The organism is Parageobacillus toebii NBRC 107807 (assembly GCF_003688615.2).
GTDB lineage: Bacteria > Bacillota > Bacilli > Bacillales > Anoxybacillaceae > Parageobacillus_B > Parageobacillus_B toebii.
In genome coordinates, this window is the sequence record NZ_CP049703.1 from 2,025,916 (window position 1) to 2,043,968 (window position 18,053).

Consider the following 18,053-nt stretch of genomic DNA (forward strand, 5'->3'; position numbering starts at 1 on the left):
TACGCAGTCAAACAAAGGGGGCATTTTCATTGAATGCGGAGATTATTGCTGTCGGCTCTGAGTTATTGCTTGGGCAGATTGCCAACACGAATGCACAGTTTTTATCTGAAAAGCTCGCTGAACTTGGAATCAATGTCTATTTTCATACCGTTGTAGGCGACAATGCCGGCCGGCTCGAACAGGCGGTAAGAGTGGCGCAGGCGCGTGCCGAACTCATTATTTTTACTGGCGGGCTTGGGCCGACGAAAGATGATTTAACGAAAGAAACGATCGCCCGCCTGTTAGGGCGCGAGCTTGTGATCGATGAGGAAGCGCTTCGTTCCATTGAAGCATATTTTGCCCGCACAAACCGGACCATGACAGAAAATAATAAAAAACAGGCGCTTGTATTACAAGGATCTACTATATTGAAAAACGAACACGGAATGGCACCTGGAATGGCAATTACGCTGAATTCAATTACGTATATGCTTCTTCCCGGCCCTCCAAAAGAAATGCAGCCGATGTTTCTCAAATATGGCCGACCGTTTTTAATGGAACAGCTTGGCCGTCATGAGCGCATTGAATCGCGTGTATTACGCTTTTTCGGAATCGGTGAGTCGCAGCTGGAAACAGACATTGAAGATCTTATTGATCAACAATCAAACCCGACGATTGCCCCGCTTGCTGGTGACGGAGAAGTAGCGTTGCGCTTGACCGCGAAACACCATTCCGAAATCGAAGCAAAAAAACTTTTAGATAAAACGGAACAAGCGATTTTAGAGCGCGTCGGCCGCTATTTTTATGGCTATAATGACGAAACGTTGTTTAAAAAGACCGTGAAGATGTTGAAGGAAAAAAAGAAAACGATCGCGGCGGCAGAAAGCCTCACAGGCGGACTTTTCTTAACCGAATTAACGGCCATTCCCGGCGCTTCTCAAGTTGTCCGCGGCGGAGTTGTCTGCTATGCCAATGAAGTAAAAGAGAAAGTTCTTCACGTTCCTGCTTCTGTTTTGACAACAGATGGAGCAGTAAGCGAACGTTGTGCGCAGCTATTAGCGGAAAATGTCCGCACACTTTGTCATGCTGATATTGGCATCAGTTTTACAGGCGTAGCAGGACCAGACCCGCTTGAAGGAAAGCCAGTCGGCACTGTATATATTGGCATTTCCACCCCTGAAAACGAGACAGAAGTCTATGCCCTTGCATTACCCGGTCAGCGTGATGCGATTCGAATTCGTACCGCGAAATATGGTTGCTCCATTATATTAAAAAAATTGGCGGCTGCATATGAAGGGTAGCTGCCTTTCCTCTTTGATGTTCCCCCGCTTTTTATTTCATCACAAATGGAGAATGTTTCTATTTTCTCCACAAGAAAAACGAATGGACGTTCGATTTTTTTCTTGGCAACAGCCCTAAAAAACGGTATAGTATAAGTAGTTGAGAAAAAGGAGGAGTTTGTTAGTGAATCAAGATCGTCAAGCCGCCTTAGAACAGGCGTTAAAACAGATCGAAAAGCAATTTGGAAAAGGCTCGATCATGAGACTTGGAGAACAAACAGACCGGAAAATTTCCACTATATCAAGCGGATCGCTTGCACTGGATATCGCTTTAGGAGTCGGCGGATATCCGCGTGGACGCATTGTTGAAATATATGGGCCTGAATCTTCCGGGAAGACAACAGTTGCGCTTCATGCGATTGCCGAAGTGCAAAAACAGGGGGGACAAGCTGCGTTTATTGATGCGGAGCACGCGCTTGATCCAGTTTATGCACAAAAGCTAGGCGTAAACATCGATGAGTTGTTGCTTTCCCAGCCGGATACAGGAGAACAGGCATTGGAGATTGCCGAGGCATTAGTAAGAAGCGGCGCGGTTGATATTATCGTTATTGACTCTGTTGCGGCGCTTGTACCGAAAGCGGAAATTGAAGGAGAAATGGGCGATGCCCACGTTGGTTTGCAAGCGCGTCTTATGTCACAAGCATTGCGCAAATTATCCGGAGCGATTAATAAATCAAAGGCAATCGCTATTTTCATCAACCAAATTCGCGAAAAAGTCGGAGTGATGTTTGGAAATCCGGAGACGACACCAGGCGGCCGAGCTCTAAAATTTTATGCTTCGGTCCGTTTAGAAGTGCGCCGTGCCGAACAAATTAAACAGGGCAATGACATGGTTGGAAATAAAACAAAAATTAAAGTAGTAAAAAATAAAGTTGCCCCTCCATTTAAAACGGCTGATGTAGATATTATGTACGGAGAGGGAATTTCCCGAGAAGGCGAAATCATCGATATGGCATCAGAGCTGGATATCGTGCAAAAAAGCGGTTCTTGGTATTCGTATAAAGACGAGCGTCTAGGTCAAGGACGTGAAAATGCAAAACAGTTTTTAAAAGAAAATCCGCATATCGCTGAAGAAATTGCACAAGAAATCCGTAGACATTACGGAATTGAATCGCCTTCTGTTTCGAACAACGCAAACGAGACGCAACAAGAGGAGCTTGGATTTTTAGAAGACTAAACCTAGGGAGGAAATGCTGTTTCCTCTCTTTTTTATTTTTTCTGATTTGTGACAGGGAGAAACTTCTATATCTTGACAATAAATTTTGCCACCTTTAAAATTAACATGTATATTTTATACAAAGAATCAGCCACGAAAGTCCGTGACTCCGGCTAAATGAAAGTGGCTCATGCACAAAACATGAATGTATTTTGGATTGAGCCAACTGTATAAAAACACTAATGATGTTTTTTTATTGTCTGTAAACATTTAGCAGAAACTGGAGCGCGTCCGCATGAAAAATGGAAAGAAAGTTCTCGCTTGATCGGCTTTAGCGGCGCATACGTTCGGCTAATGGGCGGATATATGTGTTGCTGATTTCGATGTCAGTAAGTATGGTACTGTATGTTGAAACGTTTGTAACAACGTACATGCCGACAGTTATTTCGAAATAATTTTATAGCAAGAGGAGGTGAAAAAAATGGGGTCAATCATCATCTCCGCTTTGCTTGCCTTAGTTGTCGGTGCCGTTGTCGGCTTTTTTATTCGAAAATCCATTGCAGAAGCGAAAATTGGCGGTGCACAAGCAGCTGCAAACCAAATCATTGAAGATGCGAAACGAGAAGCTGATGCGCTGAAAAAGGAAGCGCTTCTTGAAGCAAAGGATGAAATTCATAAACTTCGTACAGAGGTTGAACGTGAAATTCGCGATCGAAGAAGCGAGTTGCAAAAACAAGAAAACCGATTGCTGCAAAAAGAAGAAAATCTTGACCGAAAAGATGAGGCGCTGAATAAACGAGAAGCGCTCTTAGAATCGAAAGAGGAAGCACTGAATCAAAGACAACAACATATTGAACAGATGGAAAGCAAAGTGGAAGAGCTCGTTCAAAAGGAACAAATGGAATTGGAACGAATTTCTGGTCTAACACGCGAAGAAGCACGCCAAGTTATTTTGGAGCGTGTCGAAAAAGAGCTATCTCATGAAATTGCAATGATGGTGAAAGAAGCCGAGACCCGCGCGAAAGAAGAGGCGGATAAAAGAGCAAAAGCAATTTTATCGCTGGCGATTCAGCGCTGTGCGGCTGACCATGTCGCCGAAACGACCGTATCTGTCGTTAATTTGCCAAACGATGAAATGAAAGGCCGGATCATTGGTCGTGAAGGACGGAATATTCGTACGCTTGAAACGCTCACCGGTATTGATTTAATTATCGATGATACGCCGGAGGCAGTTATTTTATCGGGATTTGATCCAATCCGCCGTGAAACGGCTAGAATTGCTTTAGACAAACTTGTTCAAGATGGACGCATTCACCCGGCAAGAATTGAGGAAATGGTCGAAAAAGCAAGACGTGAAGTGGATGAGCATATTCGTGAAGTCGGCGAACAAACCACCTTTGAAGTTGGCGTTCACGGGTTACATCCGGATTTAATAAAAATTTTAGGACGCCTCAAATTCCGGACAAGCTACGGGCAAAACGTCTTGAAGCATTCAATTGAAGTGGCGTTTTTAGCCGGGTTGATGGCGGCGGAACTTGGCGAAGATGAAATGTTAGCAAGACGTGCTGGCCTCCTGCACGATATTGGCAAGGCGATTGACCATGAAGTGGAAGGAAGCCATGTTGAAATCGGTGTAGAATTGGCGACAAAATATAAAGAACACCCGGTTGTCATTAACAGCATCGCTTCCCATCATGGTGATACGGAGCCAACTTCCGTCATTGCCGTGCTCGTTGCAGCGGCTGATGCACTTTCTGCGGCAAGACCGGGAGCGCGCAGTGAAACATTGGAAAACTATATTCGCCGCCTCGAAAAATTGGAGGAAATCGCTGAATCATACGAAGGTGTGGAGAAATCATATGCGATTCAAGCAGGTCGAGAAGTGCGTATTATGGTGAAGCCGGATATGATTGATGATTTAGAAGCGCATCGATTGGCGCGGGAAATTCGTAAACGGATCGAGGAGGAACTCGATTATCCGGGACACATTAAGGTTACCGTTATTCGTGAAACAAGAGCGGTAGAATATGCAAAATAAAGTGGCGATATTGCCACTTTATTTTTTTTATATTTTGTGCCAAACTTGAACTAGTTAGATTTCAGCTTAGAAAGGGATATACAATGAAATTTTTGTTTATTGGCGACGTTGTCGGTTCACCGGGAAGAAAAATGATAGAACAATATTTGCCAAAGTTAAAAGAAAAACATAAACCGAACATCATTGTCATTAATGGGGAAAATGCCGCAGGCGGAAAAGGAATTACGGAAAAAATTTATCGTACGTTTCTTGAGCAAGGCGCCCATGTCGTCACGCTTGGCAATCACGCATGGGATCAACGCGATATATTTGAATTTATCGATGATGCAAAGTCATTAATACGGCCGGCTAATTTTCCGGAAGGTGTCCCAGGAAAAGGGATTGTATATGTACAAGTAGAGCAAATGGAAGTAGCTGTTATTAACTTGCAAGGGAGAACGTTTTTGCCCGCCATCGATTGTCCATTTAAAAAAGCAGATGAGCTAATTGAAGAAGCAACCAGGCGCACGCCGATGATTTTGATTGATTTTCACGCGGAGGCAACAAGTGAAAAGCAAGCGATGGGTTGGTATTTGGATGGACGTGTTTCTGCAGTTGTTGGTACACATACGCACGTTCAAACTGCCGATGCTCGTATTTTGCCGAAAGGAACGGCGTATATTACTGATGTTGGGATGACCGGTCCGTATGATGGAATTTTAGGAGTGGATCGTGAGGCGGTGTTGCGGAAATTTTTAACCTCATTACCCGTTCGTTTTGAGGTAAAAGAGGGGAGAAGCCAATTAAACGCTGTGCTCATTGATATTGATGAGAAAACGGGACGAGCAAATAAGATCGAAAGAATTGTGATAAATGATGACAATCCTTATTTAGAATAGTCATTGTTTTAGGAATTTTTAAAAATATTTATAAACTTAGCAGGAATACTCGCTAAAACAGTGAATATAGTAACAGTAGAACTATTTTTGAGGAAATGAGGGAGGAGCTAGAAATGGAAATATTAAAAGTTTCAGCAAAGTCGAATCCTAACTCTGTAGCTGGTGCACTTGCCGGGGTATTGCGCGAACGCGGATCAGCAGAAATTCAAGCAATCGGCGCAGGTGCATTAAACCAAGCCGTTAAGGCAGTAGCTATTGCACGAGGATTTGTGGCACCGAGCGGCATGGACCTTATTTGTATTCCTGCATTTACGGATATTATTATTGATGGGGAAGAACGTACGGCGATTAAATTAATTGTAGAACCTCGTTAATAGTAGTAACGCTTTTATGATAGAAACATAACCTGTTTGTGCCTTCTATTGGAAGGCAGGCAGGTTATTTTACTTTATAAAGGGGGATATGTATGATTTTCGATGCGCATTGTGACGCACTGATGAAATTATGGATGGATCGGTCTTTATCGTTCCAAGATGGCAAAAGTCTTCATGTCACCTTTCCATCACTTCTAGAGGCGAAAATAAAAGTTCAATGTTTTGCCATTTACATACCGGAAACTGTTCCGGAAGAAGCCCGTTTTACGGTTGCGCTAGAAATGATAGACATTTTTTTTGAACAAATGATTGAGCGATTTCCAATGTTGAAATTTGTTCGTTCGAAACGCGATATTGACGCATTGGAAGAAAATGAAATTGGGGCGATGTTAACGCTTGAAGGATGCGATGCGATTGGGACAAGCCTTGTAAAATTAAAAACATTGCTTCGCCTTGGTGTCTCGTCTGTTGGACTGACATGGAATTGGTCCAATGCTGTAGCAGATGGTTCTTGGGAAGTGCGCGGTGCCGGATTAACGGAATTCGGAAAACAAGTGGTGCGGCATCTTAACGAGGCAAAACGTTGGGTCGATGTTTCCCACTTATCGGAAAAAGCATTTTGGGACGTGATGGAAATCGCGCAATTTCCGATTGCTTCTCATTCTAATACATATCGCTTTTGTCCACATCCGCGTAATTTGCGAGATGAGCAAATTCGCGCGTTGATTGAGAAAAATGGGATGATTGGAATTACGTTCGTTCCGTACTTTTTAACGAAAGAAAAAGAAAAAGCGGCGATTTCTGACGTTCTCCGCCATTTGGAACACATTTGTTCACTCGGGGGAGCAAGGCATGTTGGGTTTGGCTCTGATTTTGACGGAATGGAAGAAACGGCAAAAGGACTCGAAAATGCGCGGTGCTATACAAATTTAGTCAACGAGCTGCAAAAACACTACTCAGAAGATGAGGTAGAACGGTTTTTATTTCGCAATTTTTATGACCATTTGCCGCAGTAAAATAAGAGATTGATGGCAATAGAAAAGAGTTTTTATAAGTAAGGTTGCATTTTTTTTCATATAGGTCTAGAATGAAATCGTTTGATATATTTTTATATGTTTAAATTTTTGTGAAAATCATTGCCTGCAAGTCTAGTGATTTTATTGGAAAAGTGCTACACTTATAATTGTAATTTTGACCGAACTTAAAGGGGTGTAAGAAATGATTAGTCAACTTTCATGGAAAGTTGGAGGACAGCAGGGAGAAGGAATTGAAAGTACCGGTGAAATCTTCTCCATTGCACTAAATCGTCTAGGATATTATTTATATGGGTATCGTCATTTTTCTTCGCGGATTAAAGGCGGTCATACGAATAACAAAATTCGTGTAAGTACAACACCAATTCGTTCGATTGCCGATGATCTTGATATATTAGTGGCGTTTGACCAAGAATCGATTGACTTTAATTTTCATGAACTTCGTGATGGCGGCATCGTGATCGCTGATGCGAAGTTTAACCCAACGATTCCGGAAGGTCAAAATGTAACGTTATATGCAGTTCCGTTTACAGATATCGCGACAAATTTAGGAACATCGCTTATGAAAAACATGGTCGCTGTTGGTGCGTCAAGTGCAGTTCTTGGCCTTGATATTAACGTATATCAAGAAGTGGTACAAGAAATTTTCGGAAGAAAAGGCCAGCAAGTTGTCGAAAAGAACATGGAAGCGATCCGAGCAGGCGCTCAGTATATGAAAGAACAGCTTGGCGATCATGTTCAAACAATGAAACTAGAAAAAGCGGATGGGAAAAAGCGGATGTTCATGATCGGCAACGATGCGCTTGCATTAGGCGCATTAGCCGGCGGTGCGCGTTTTATGGCGGCATATCCGATTACTCCGGCTTCGGAAATTATGGAATATTTAATTAAAAAACTTCCGGAACTAGGAGGAGCTGTCATTCAAACGGAAGATGAAATCGCCGCATGTACAATGGCGATTGGTGCCAACTATGCCGGCGTGAGGGCATTCACCGCATCAGCAGGTCCAGGTCTTTCTCTTATGATGGAGTCGATCGGGCTTGCTGGAATGACAGAAACACCGCTTGTCATCGTTGATACACAACGTGGCGGTCCAAGTACAGGATTGCCGACAAAACAAGAACAATCTGACTTAATGGCCATGATTTACGGAACGCATGGTGAAATTCCAAAAATTGTTATGGCGCCAAGCACAGTGCAAGAAGCATTTTACGATATGGTGGAAGCATTCAACCTTGCCGAAGAATATCAATGCCCGGTGATCGTTTTATCTGATTTGCAACTTTCCCTTGGCAAACAAACGGTTGAACCATTAGAGTACGATAAAATCGAAATTCGCCGCGGCAAACTGGTAAAAGAAGAACTCCCGCCGTTGGAGAAAAAAGATAATTTTAAACGTTACGAAATTACCGAAGATGGCATTTCTCCGCGCGTAATTCCGGGAACACCAAACGGCATCCACCATGTAACAGGAGTAGAACACGCGGAAACAGGAAGACCGTCTGAAGTTGCGGCAAATCGGAATGCACAGATGGATAAACGTCTGCGCAAATTAAAACACATTCGCTTCAACACACCAGTTCATAAAAATGTTAAACACGATGAAGCGGATTTGTTAATTGTTGGTTTTATTTCTACGCGCGGCGCGATCGAAGAAGCGATCGACCGTCTTGAGCAAGACGGCGTGAAAGTCAATCACGCGCACATCCGTCTTCTTCATCCGTTCCCAACGGAGAAAGTGCTGCCGCTTGTCGAATCAGCGAAAAAAGTCGTCGTCGTTGAGCAAAATGCAACAGGCCAACTTGCAAACATTCTTAAAATGAATGTTGGACATGCTGAAAAAATTTCTAGTGTATTGAAATATGACGGTAATCCGTTCTTGCCGAACGAAGTTTATACAAAATGCAAGGAGTTGTTATAAATATGGCGACGTTTAAAGACTTTCGTAACGATGTAAAACCGAACTGGTGTCCAGGGTGTGGCGATTTCTCCGTTCAAGCTGCCATTCAGCGCGCTGCGGCAAACGTCGGGCTTGAACCCCATCAATTAGCGGTTATTTCTGGAATCGGCTGCTCGGGACGTATTTCCGGTTATATTCATTCGTACGGCTTTCACGGCACCCATGGCCGCGCGTTGCCGCTCGCCCAAGGAGTGAAAATGGCGAACCGTGATTTAACGGTCATTGCCGCAGGTGGCGATGGAGACGGATTTGCGATCGGCATGGGTCATACCATTCATGCGATTCGCCGCAACATCGATATTACGTATATTGTTATGGACAACCAAATTTACGGCTTAACAAAAGGGCAAACATCGCCGCGCAGCGATGTCGGCTTTAAAACGAAAAGCACTCCGCAAGGTTCGGTCGAACCGGCTCTTTCGATTATGGAAATTGCGCTAAGCGCTGGCGCAACGTTCGTAGCGCAAAGCTTCTCAAGCGATTTAAAAGAATTAACGAGCTTAATTGAAGAGGGGATTAAACATAAAGGGTTCTCGCTTATTAACGTATTCAGTCCATGTGTCACATATAATAAGGTAAACACATACGACTGGTTTAAAGAAAATCTTGTGAAAGTAAGCGAGATTGAGGGATATGATCCATCGGACCGCACCATGGCAATGCAAACGGTAATGAAATATAAAGGATTAGTAACAGGGCTGATTTATCAAAATAAAGAACAAAAATCGTATCAAGAACTGCTTCACGGTTATAGCGAAACACCGCTTACGGAGGCAGATCTTCAACTAAGCAAAGAAAAATTCGATGAATTAATTTCTGAATTTATGTAATTTGGAAATGATTCACTCCCAATTAGGTATTGCCTAGTTGGGAGTGATTTTGTTATGATGATTTGTTCAGTGTTAAGCTGAATAAGAAAAGTATTGTTTAAATTTGTGATCAATTATATACTATGATAATGTGTATGATGAAAAGGAAACAATTGTTTTCTATAGCTATAGAAAGGAGATTATTATGAACGAAAAACAACGTTTAGAACAAACAGGACAAATTCAAACAGCTGATCATCCAACGGACAAAAAATCCGCTTTGGATGCGTTAAAGAAAAAAACGAGCAAAGATTACGAAAAATATTTTACTAGCGTATTTATTCCGCCAAATTTAAAAGAAGCGAAAAAACGCGGAAAAGAAGAAGTAAAATATGTTAAAGACTTCACTATACCGGAGCAATTCCGCGGCATGGGCGAAGGCCGCAAGTTTTATATTCGCACGTATGGCTGTCAAATGAACGAACATGATACCGAAGTAATGGCAGGAATTTTTATGGCGCTCGGATATGAGCCGACTGACCGCCCGGAAGATGCGAATGTCATTTTATTGAATACGTGCGCGATCCGCGAAAACGCGGAAAACAAAGTGTTTGGCGAGATCGGCCACTTAAAGCCGCTGAAGCAAAACAATCCGGATTTGCTTCTTGGGGTATGCGGCTGTATGTCGCAAGAAGAATCGGTCGTCAATAAAATTTTGAAACAATATCAATACGTTGACATGATTTTCGGTACGCATAACATTCATCGCCTTCCATACATTTTACATGAAGCATACATGTCAAAAGAAATGGTTGTGGAAGTTTGGTCAAAAGAAGGCGATGTGATCGAAAATCTTCCAAAAGCGCGCAGAGGCAACATTAAAGCATGGGTAAACATTATGTACGGCTGCGATAAGTTCTGTACGTACTGTATCGTTCCGTATACGCGCGGGAAAGAACGAAGCCGTCGTCCGGAAGACATTATTCAAGAAGTGCGCCATCTCGCCGCCCAAGGATATAAAGAAATTACGCTTCTTGGCCAAAACGTCAACGCCTACGGGAAAGATTTCACCGATATGAAATACGGTCTTGGCGACTTGATGGACGAACTTCGTAAAATTGATATTCCGCGCATTCGCTTTACGACTAGCCATCCGCGCGATTTTGACGATCGTTTAATCGAAGTGCTCGCCAAACGCGGCAATCTAGTCGAGCATATTCACCTTCCAGTGCAATCCGGCAGCACGGAAATATTGAAATTGATGGGCCGGAAATATACGCGTGAGGAATATTTAGAGCTTGTTCGCAAAATTAAAGAAGCGATTCCAGACGTTGCGTTAACAACGGATATTATTGTCGGCTTCCCGAACGAGACGGAAGAGCAGTTTGAAGAAACGCTGTCGCTCTACCGCGAAGTCGAATTTGATTCTGCATACACGTTCATTTATTCACCACGTGAAGGCACACCGGCGGCAAAAATGGTTGATAATGTACCGATGGAAGTGAAAAAAGAACGCTTGCAGCGGCTAAACGCGCTTGTCAATGAAATTTCAGCGCGAAAAATGAAGGAATATGAAGGGAAAGTTGTCGAAGTATTAGTTGAAGGCGAGAGCAAAAACAACCCGGATGTCCTTGCTGGATACACGCGGAAAAACAAGCTTGTCAACTTCATCGGTCCGAAATCGGCGATTGGCAAACTTGTCAAAGTGCGGATTACCGAAGCGAAAACATGGACATTAAACGGGGAAATGGTAGAAGAAGCGATCGAGGTGAAATGAGATGGCAAAATATACACGTGATGAGATTTTAGCCCAGGCGAAAGAACTCGCCAAAATGATTGCCGAGACAGAAGAAGTTGATTTTTTTAAACGCGCGGAAGAAAAAATACACCAAAACGAAAAAGTGCGCGCGATGATCGAGCAAATTAAATCATTGCAAAAACAAGCAGTCAACTTAAAACATTACGGGAAATATGAAGCGCTGAAAAAAGTAGAAGCACAAATTGATGCGATTTACGAAGAGCTTTCGCAAATTCCGATCGTTAGCGAATTCCAGCAATCGCAAACGGAAGTGAACGACCTGCTCCAATTAGTCGCTTCTACCATCTCCAATACGGTGACCGATGAGATTATCGCATCAACAGGCGGCAACGTGTTGCGCGGGGAGACAGGTGCGCAAATACGCTGTAGTGGAAACGGCGACTGCGGCTGTCATTAAAATTTGACTGACGTCCTTGGTTTTCAAGGGCGTTTTTTTATTGGAAAAAAGTAGGCACATCATACGGGGACCCTGCATACAATGAACTATAAGGAATAATTTATAAACTTATGTGCACATTAGGCGAAATCATGCATAGGATGAAATGAAGATTCATTTGAGGAGGGTTTCTTATATGTCTGAATACAGAGAAATTATTACAAAGGCGGTCGTCGGGAAAGGTCGTAAATTTACGCAATCTACTCATACGATTACTGCTCCGAATCGTCCATCAAGCATTTTAGGATGCTGGATTATTAACCATCGTTACGATGCGAAAAAATGTGACAAGACAGTAGAAATCCATGGGAAATATGACGTTAACGTTTGGTATTCATACGACAACAATACAAAAACAGAAGTTGTCACAGAAACAGTAACATATGCGGATGTGGTGAAATTAAAATACCGTGACGATGATGACATTATTAGCGATGATACAGACATTATTGTTCGCGTCATTCAGCAGCCGAACTGCCTAGAATGCACCATTTCGCCAAACGGAAATAAAATTGTGGTCGATGTAGAACGCGAATTTATTTCCGAAGTCATTGGGGAAACGAAAATATGTGTCGCGATCCATCCAGACGGCTGCGGCAATGATGACGATGATTTTGACTACGGTGACCTAGATGAAGAACTAGAAGATTTAAGCCCAGATTTGCTTCTCGGCGATGAAGAGTAAAACTAGGAAGAAAGATCTTCCTAGTTTTTTTTGGTTGAAAAGGGATGGAATGGAGCTTAACTTTTTATTTATCTGTTTCGTATCAATATTTGCATCATATTCATCACTTTTTTATATATATTAACTATTCAAAATAATAAAAAAATTATAAAAAATTAAAATTTTTTGTAGACATGTGATTTTATATGTGCTATTCTATTTAACAAATAAACCATACTAATTGTGGATTAATATATTTAGAGATTTTTGAAACGTGTTAAATTTATCCTCTGTTTTCTATCAAAAGCTAGAAATTGATGAGGCAAAAAACGCTTTTGATGGAGCATGCGTTGATGTTCTTCAGTTGTTTTAGTCATTGAAGCAACGTTTCCACACATTGAAATGCCTCAACCATCTCTTCATGATTTAACATCAGACATAATGGTTCTCCTATTCTCTGCCTACACGAAGCAACGGTCCTGCACAATGAATATGTTCCAGTCCAAACAGCGATTTTCGGTTATTCGTTCACTATAATCATATATAGCTATGAAAGCCCGCGATTGGAGCCACCGGTGAGGTAGAAAACAGTTTTGTTTGAACCGTGCAGACAGGCGCCAAATACCAGTGAGGTGTTTGTCCATGATGCTTAACGGGACAAAAGTGAGTGCTTATACGCAGGTGTAGGAAAAACTCTTTAGTGCGCCAGAATCTGTGGATTTTAGTCGTGCAGAGGTTCAGACTTTTCACTGTTCGTTTCTTTCGGAACGTGAATGGTCTTTTCGGCTCATTAACCATTTTTTAACATAAATAAAGAAAAAATACTAAAAAATGATATTTTCCCATTTTATCTCCAGATTCACGGTCATCCTTATTTCTAAATATCCATTGAAGGAGGTGATGAAATCTAGTTGCAGGGTGAGATCATAGCGAATCATTTTGCACAGATTGCTCTGTGACAACCGAAGATGCGGGGGTGATACGAAAAGGTTTTGCGCGTAAGTAAAATATTCTGCCATTATGCTTCCTAGTCTAGATTTTAGATCTATCATTTATAACTACTATAAAATATCACAATGCTATCAAATTAAACATGTAGGAAGGGGATGAAGAAATGAAAACAGCGGTAAAAAGAAAAGCGCAAATTCTTGCGATTGATGCTGGGGGAACGATGACAGACACATTTATCATCGATGAAAACGGAGAATTTGTCGTTGGGAAAGCGCAATCTACACCGGAAGACGAATCGGTAGGTCTCTTAAATTCGGCGAAGGATGCGCTTTCTTACTGGGAAACGACCGTTGATGAGCAATTTCCGCAGCTGCTTGCCGGAGTCTATTCGGGAACAGCGATGCTGAACCGACTCGTTTCAAGGAAGGGACGCCGGGTCGGACTGATCGTTAACAAGGGGATGGAAGACTTTCATCGAATGGGCCGAGCGATCCAATCATATCTTGGTTATTCTTACTCGGACCGTTTGCACATCAATACTCACCGTTATGATCCGCCGCTTGTCCCGAGAGAGTTAACGAGAGGTGTAACCGAAAGGGTTGACTTATTTGGAAACGTTGTTATTCCGCTTTATGAGCATGAAGTGGAACCAGCTGTTAGGGAACTTCTTGAACTAGATGTAGAAGCCATTGTTATCAGCTTGCTTCATTCTTACAAGTATCCTCATCATGAGCGAAGAGTGAGAGATATAGCCAAAGAAGTCATGAAGAAAGTCGGTAAAGAAGTTCCTGTATTTGCGTCCGTCGACTATTATCCGGTTAGAAAAGAGTCGCACCGGACAAATACGACAATCATTGAGGCGTATGCGGCCGATCCTTCGCGCGAAACGTTAACAAAAATTAATAATATGCTAAAAGAACATGGAGCTAACTTTGATTTGCGTGTGATGGCAAGCCATGGAGGGACGATCAGCACACGGGCAAACGAATTGGCAAGAACGCTTGTCTCTGGCCCAATCGGCGGCGTCATTGGCGCAAAATACCTTGGAGAGCAGCTTGGCATTCGCAATATTGCCTGCTCGGATATTGGTGGAACGAGCTTTGATATAGCGCTCATCACCCAAGGGGATTTGAGCATCAACACAAGTCCGGATATGGCTCGTCTTGTGCTCTCACTGCCGCTTGTCGCAATGGATACCGTCGGAGCGGGAGCCGGAAGCTATGTCCGAGTCGATCCGAACTATAAAACATTGACACTTGGCCCGGACAGTGCCGGATCGAGAGTCGGTGTGTGCTATCCGGAAGGCGGCGTGGACACGGTAACGGTAACGGACTGCCACGTTGTTCTCGGACTAATCAACCCGGATAACTTCCTTGGCGGGGAAGTCAAGCTCTATCCAGAGCGAGCGTACGAAGCGATTAAGAAACAGATCGCTGATCCGCTCGGATTATCCGTCGAAGACGCGGCGTACGGCGTGATTGACCTGCTTGAATCACAGCTTCGCAACTACCTGGAATCCATGATTTTAGGAAAAGGGTATTCGCCATCCCAGTATGTATGCTTCTCATACGGAGGAGGAGGCCCGCTACATACCGCCGGTTATACGAAAGGACTAGGTTTTGAAGATGTGCTCGTACCGGCGTGGGCGGCAGGATTTTCCGCGTTCGGCTGTGGTGCTGCGGATTTCGAATATCGTTATGATAAAACGCTCGATATTAACGTCAATGACGGCGCCAGTGATGATGAAAAACTAAAAGCCGGAAAAGAACTGCAGGCTGCGTGGGATGAACTGAAGGAGAAAGTGGCAGCCGAATTTGAGAAGAACCAGTTCAGCAAAGGAGAAGTTGATTTCCGCCTCTATTTCCGCATGCAATACCAAGGACAATTAAACGACTTGGAAATTGAAGCGCCGATTGAAGCATTCAAGAATGTGAATGACTGGTATGAACTTGTGAACGCGTTCGAAGACACGTATGCGAGAGTTTACGCCAAGGCGGCGAAATCGCCAGAGCTCGGTTACAGCATCACAGGCGCAATCGTTCGGGGAATCGTCGAAGTGCCGAAACCGAAAATCCCGGTAGAACCGTTTGCGGGGGAAACACCGCCGAAAGAAGCGTACCTTGGCAAGCGCAGAGTGTATTGGAAAGGCCAATGGATCGAAGCGGATATTTGGGAAATGGAAAAACTGAAGCCGGGCAACAAAATTAAAGCGTTCTCGATCATTGAATCTCCGGCTACGACATTTGTCATTCCGCCGGGATTTGAAACATATCTTGACCAACATCGCATTTTCCACTTGAAAGAAGTTTAAAAAAATTTAAAGGGAGGTTGATCAATCATGGCGATGAACGTAAAAGAGGTAAAACAACGCAAAACTATCGGGTGGAATGGAAAAACACTCAAAGAAATGCGGGAGGAAATCGATCGGATTAGCCAGCTGACTGGACATTACGCAGGATTGAAAGAACTTCCGCTGAAAGAAAGCGATCCGATCCGTTATGAAAAGATCTTTTCCAAACTGCGCGGCGGTGTGGTGCACGCGCGGGAAACGGCGAAAAGGGTTGCCGCATCGCCGATTGTCGAGCAGGAAGGTGAATTATGCTTTACACTTTACACTCCTGAAGGTGATTGCGTTGTTACTTCCACTGGAATCATCATTCACGTTGGCACGATGGGCGCCGCCATCAAATTTATGATTAAAAATGACTATGAAGAGAACCCTGGCATTGAAGATGGCGATATTTTCTGCAACAATGACTGCCAGATCGGAAACGTCCATCCGTGTGATGTTCATACGATCGTGCCAATTTTCTACGATGGAGAACTGATTGGCTGGGTTGGCGGAGTTACTCACGTTATCGATGTTGGCGCAACAGCACCTGGAAGCATGACGGTCGGACCTGTCACTCGTTACGATGACGGTTATCAAGTGGCCTGCCGCAAAATCGGGAAAAACGATACACTGTTAAAAGACTGGTTAATTGAAAGCCAGCGTTCGGTCCGTACGACAAAGTACTGGCTGCTTGACGAACGGACGCGCATAGCCGGATGTCATATGATTCGCGATCTTGTTCTTGATATTGTAAGAGAGGAAGGAATCGATACGTACAAACAATTTATCCGCGAAGTGATCGAAGAGGGACGCCGCGGCTTTATCAACCAAGTAAAAACGCTGCTTATTCCGGGAAGATACCGCCAAGTTTCCTTTGTAGACGTACCGTACAAAAATCTTGATGTACCTCCATATGCCCGTGTGAACACAATCATGCACGCGCCGACGGAGATCATCGTTCATAAGGACGGCAAATTTGAAATCGACTTTGAAGGAGTTAATCGATGGGGATGGCATAGCTACAACGCGACGCCGGTTTCAATTACGAGTGGAATCTGGGTTATGATGTCGCAAACGCTCATTCCGAACGACCGGGTCAACGATGGAGCGTATTATGCAAGTAAGTTTGACTTGCCGTACGGTTCATGGCTAAATCCAGATGATATTCGTACTGCGCACAGCTATGCTTGGCATTTCCTTGTATCTGCGTGGAGCCCGTTATGGCGTGGACTCAGCCGCAACTATTTCGCCCGCGGTTATCTCGAAGAAGTCAACGCAGGTAATGCCAATACATCCAACTGGCTACAAGGTGGAGGCTACAACCAGTTCAATGAAAACCATGCTGTCAACAGCTTCGAGTCAGCCGCTGAAGGGGTTGGCGCGAGCGCGGTAAGAGATGGGATCAGCCACGCCGCGGCAATTTGGAACCCGGAAGGCGATATGGGCGACATGGAAATCTGGGAGCTGGCAGAACCGCTCATTTATCTCGGAAGAAGCATTAAGCCGAATACAGGCGGCCACGGAAAATACCGTGGTGGAAACGGCTATGAATCGTTGAGAATGGTGTATGGGGCAAAAGACTGGACGATGTTCTTCATGGGCAACGGCTACATCTCGAGTGACTGTGGATTGATGGGAGGTTATCCAGCCGCATCGGGATACCGTTTTGAGGCCCATGGCACGAACTTAAAAGAACGGATCGAAAAGAGACTGCCGATTCCGACTGGCGGTGACCCTGATCCGGATAACCCACAATATGAAAAACTGATGGAAGCAAAAGAAATTATCCGTGACAAGCAGGCGATTACAACGGAAACCATTTTTGAAAACTATGATCTATATTTGAACTATTTGCGTGGGGGTCCAGGATTCGGCGATCCGCTAGAGCGGAAGCCAAAAATGATTGAAAATGATTTAAACGAAGGCCATATTCTTCCTCGTTTCGCTGAAAGTGTTTATGGAGCGGTCTTCACTCAAGATGAAAAAGGTCGATATATCGTTGATGAAGAAGCAACGAAGAAACGCCGTGAGGAAATGAGAAAAGAGCGGCTGAAACGGGGAGTGCCGACAAAACAATGGATGCAAGAGGAAAGAAAGAAAATTATCAACAAAGAAGCAGCGATACAAGTGCGTCACATGTATGCGAGCACCTTCGCGTTAAGTGAAAAGTTTTATAACGAGTTTAAGTCGTTCTGGAATTTGCCGGAAGATTGGAAATTAACAGAAGAAGAATTGGGCATCCCGGTATTCGGAAGAAAAATTAATAAGTTGAAATGAGGTGAA

Annotated in this window: 13 protein-coding genes; all 13 read left to right on the forward strand. The window is 43.7% G+C overall.

The genetic code is table 11. The features are described 5' to 3' along the window. Positions 1–29: 29 nt before the first annotated feature. Positions 30–1,280, forward strand: a complete 1,251-nt coding sequence (locus tag DER53_RS10500) for a competence/damage-inducible protein A (RefSeq protein WP_062678187.1) — start codon at positions 30–32, stop codon at positions 1,278–1,280. Between the two features lie 163 nt (positions 1,281–1,443). After that, complete coding sequence (gene recA, locus DER53_RS10505) at positions 1,444–2,496, forward strand: recombinase RecA (protein WP_062678186.1); 1,053 nt, start codon at positions 1,444–1,446, stop codon at positions 2,494–2,496. A gap of 460 nt (positions 2,497–2,956) precedes the next feature. Beyond that, a complete protein-coding gene (gene rny / locus DER53_RS10510; RefSeq protein WP_015863523.1) occupies positions 2,957–4,513 on the forward strand; it encodes a ribonuclease Y in 1,557 nt (518 codons plus the stop codon). An 83-nt stretch (positions 4,514–4,596) separates the two neighbouring features. Next, positions 4,597–5,391, forward strand: coding sequence for a TIGR00282 family metallophosphoesterase (locus tag DER53_RS10515; protein ID WP_015863524.1), 795 nt, complete (start codon positions 4,597–4,599; stop codon positions 5,389–5,391). 113 nt (positions 5,392–5,504) lie between these two features. Beyond that, positions 5,505–5,765, forward strand: coding sequence for a stage V sporulation protein SpoVS (gene spoVS, locus DER53_RS10520; RefSeq protein WP_015863525.1), 261 nt, complete (start codon positions 5,505–5,507; stop codon positions 5,763–5,765). A gap of 92 nt (positions 5,766–5,857) precedes the next feature. Then, a complete protein-coding gene (locus tag DER53_RS10525) occupies positions 5,858–6,781 on the forward strand; it encodes a dipeptidase (protein ID WP_015863526.1) in 924 nt (307 codons plus the stop codon). Positions 6,782–6,983: 202 nt separating this feature from the next. Next, positions 6,984–8,720, forward strand: a complete 1,737-nt coding sequence (locus DER53_RS10530) for a 2-oxoacid:acceptor oxidoreductase subunit alpha (protein WP_062753328.1) — start codon at positions 6,984–6,986, stop codon at positions 8,718–8,720. A 2-nt stretch (positions 8,721–8,722) separates the two neighbouring features. Further along, positions 8,723–9,589, forward strand: a complete 867-nt coding sequence (locus tag DER53_RS10535; protein ID WP_062753326.1) for a 2-oxoacid:ferredoxin oxidoreductase subunit beta — start codon at positions 8,723–8,725, stop codon at positions 9,587–9,589. Positions 9,590–9,773: 184 nt separating this feature from the next. Next, entirely contained in the window at positions 9,774–11,345 is a 1,572-nt protein-coding gene (gene miaB / locus DER53_RS10540) for a tRNA (N6-isopentenyl adenosine(37)-C2)-methylthiotransferase MiaB (RefSeq protein WP_015863529.1), read from the forward strand. Between the two features lies 1 nt (position 11,346). Then, positions 11,347–11,784 carry a YlbF/YmcA family competence regulator gene (locus DER53_RS10545; protein ID WP_062753324.1) on the forward strand — a complete coding sequence of 146 codons (438 nt, stop codon included), beginning with the start codon at positions 11,347–11,349 and terminating at the stop codon, positions 11,782–11,784. 175 nt (positions 11,785–11,959) lie between these two features. Continuing rightward, the gene (locus DER53_RS10550) at positions 11,960–12,508 is read left to right on the forward strand and encodes an outer spore coat protein CotE (RefSeq protein WP_015863531.1); all 549 of its coding nucleotides are present in this window, start codon (positions 11,960–11,962) and stop codon (positions 12,506–12,508) included. A 1,093-nt stretch (positions 12,509–13,601) separates the two neighbouring features. Continuing rightward, complete coding sequence (locus DER53_RS10555; protein ID WP_062753320.1) at positions 13,602–15,749, forward strand: hydantoinase/oxoprolinase family protein; 2,148 nt, start codon at positions 13,602–13,604, stop codon at positions 15,747–15,749. A 27-nt stretch (positions 15,750–15,776) separates the two neighbouring features. After that, entirely contained in the window at positions 15,777–18,047 is a 2,271-nt protein-coding gene (locus tag DER53_RS10560) for a hydantoinase B/oxoprolinase family protein (protein WP_062753318.1), read from the forward strand. The last annotated feature ends 6 nt before the right edge of the window (positions 18,048–18,053 follow it).

Bases quoted from the DNA above. Each gene is read 5' to 3' on its own strand.
- rny (WP_015863523.1), top strand. From the start codon at position 2,957: ATGGGGTCAATCATCATCTCCGCTTTGCTTGCCTTAGTTGTCGGTGCC.
- DER53_RS10515 (WP_015863524.1), top strand. From the start codon at position 4,597: ATGAAATTTTTGTTTATTGGCGACGTTGTCGGTTCACCGGGAAGAAAA.
- spoVS (WP_015863525.1), top strand. From the start codon at position 5,505: ATGGAAATATTAAAAGTTTCAGCAAAGTCGAATCCTAACTCTGTAGCT.
- DER53_RS10525 (WP_015863526.1), top strand. From the start codon at position 5,858: ATGATTTTCGATGCGCATTGTGACGCACTGATGAAATTATGGATGGAT.
- DER53_RS10530 (WP_062753328.1), top strand. From the start codon at position 6,984: ATGATTAGTCAACTTTCATGGAAAGTTGGAGGACAGCAGGGAGAAGGA.
- DER53_RS10535 (WP_062753326.1), top strand. From the start codon at position 8,723: ATGGCGACGTTTAAAGACTTTCGTAACGATGTAAAACCGAACTGGTGT.
- miaB (WP_015863529.1), top strand. From the start codon at position 9,774: ATGAACGAAAAACAACGTTTAGAACAAACAGGACAAATTCAAACAGCT.
- DER53_RS10545 (WP_062753324.1), top strand. From the start codon at position 11,347: ATGGCAAAATATACACGTGATGAGATTTTAGCCCAGGCGAAAGAACTC.
- DER53_RS10550 (WP_015863531.1), top strand. From the start codon at position 11,960: ATGTCTGAATACAGAGAAATTATTACAAAGGCGGTCGTCGGGAAAGGT.
- DER53_RS10555 (WP_062753320.1), top strand. From the start codon at position 13,602: ATGAAAACAGCGGTAAAAAGAAAAGCGCAAATTCTTGCGATTGATGCT.
- DER53_RS10560 (WP_062753318.1), top strand. From the start codon at position 15,777: ATGGCGATGAACGTAAAAGAGGTAAAACAACGCAAAACTATCGGGTGG.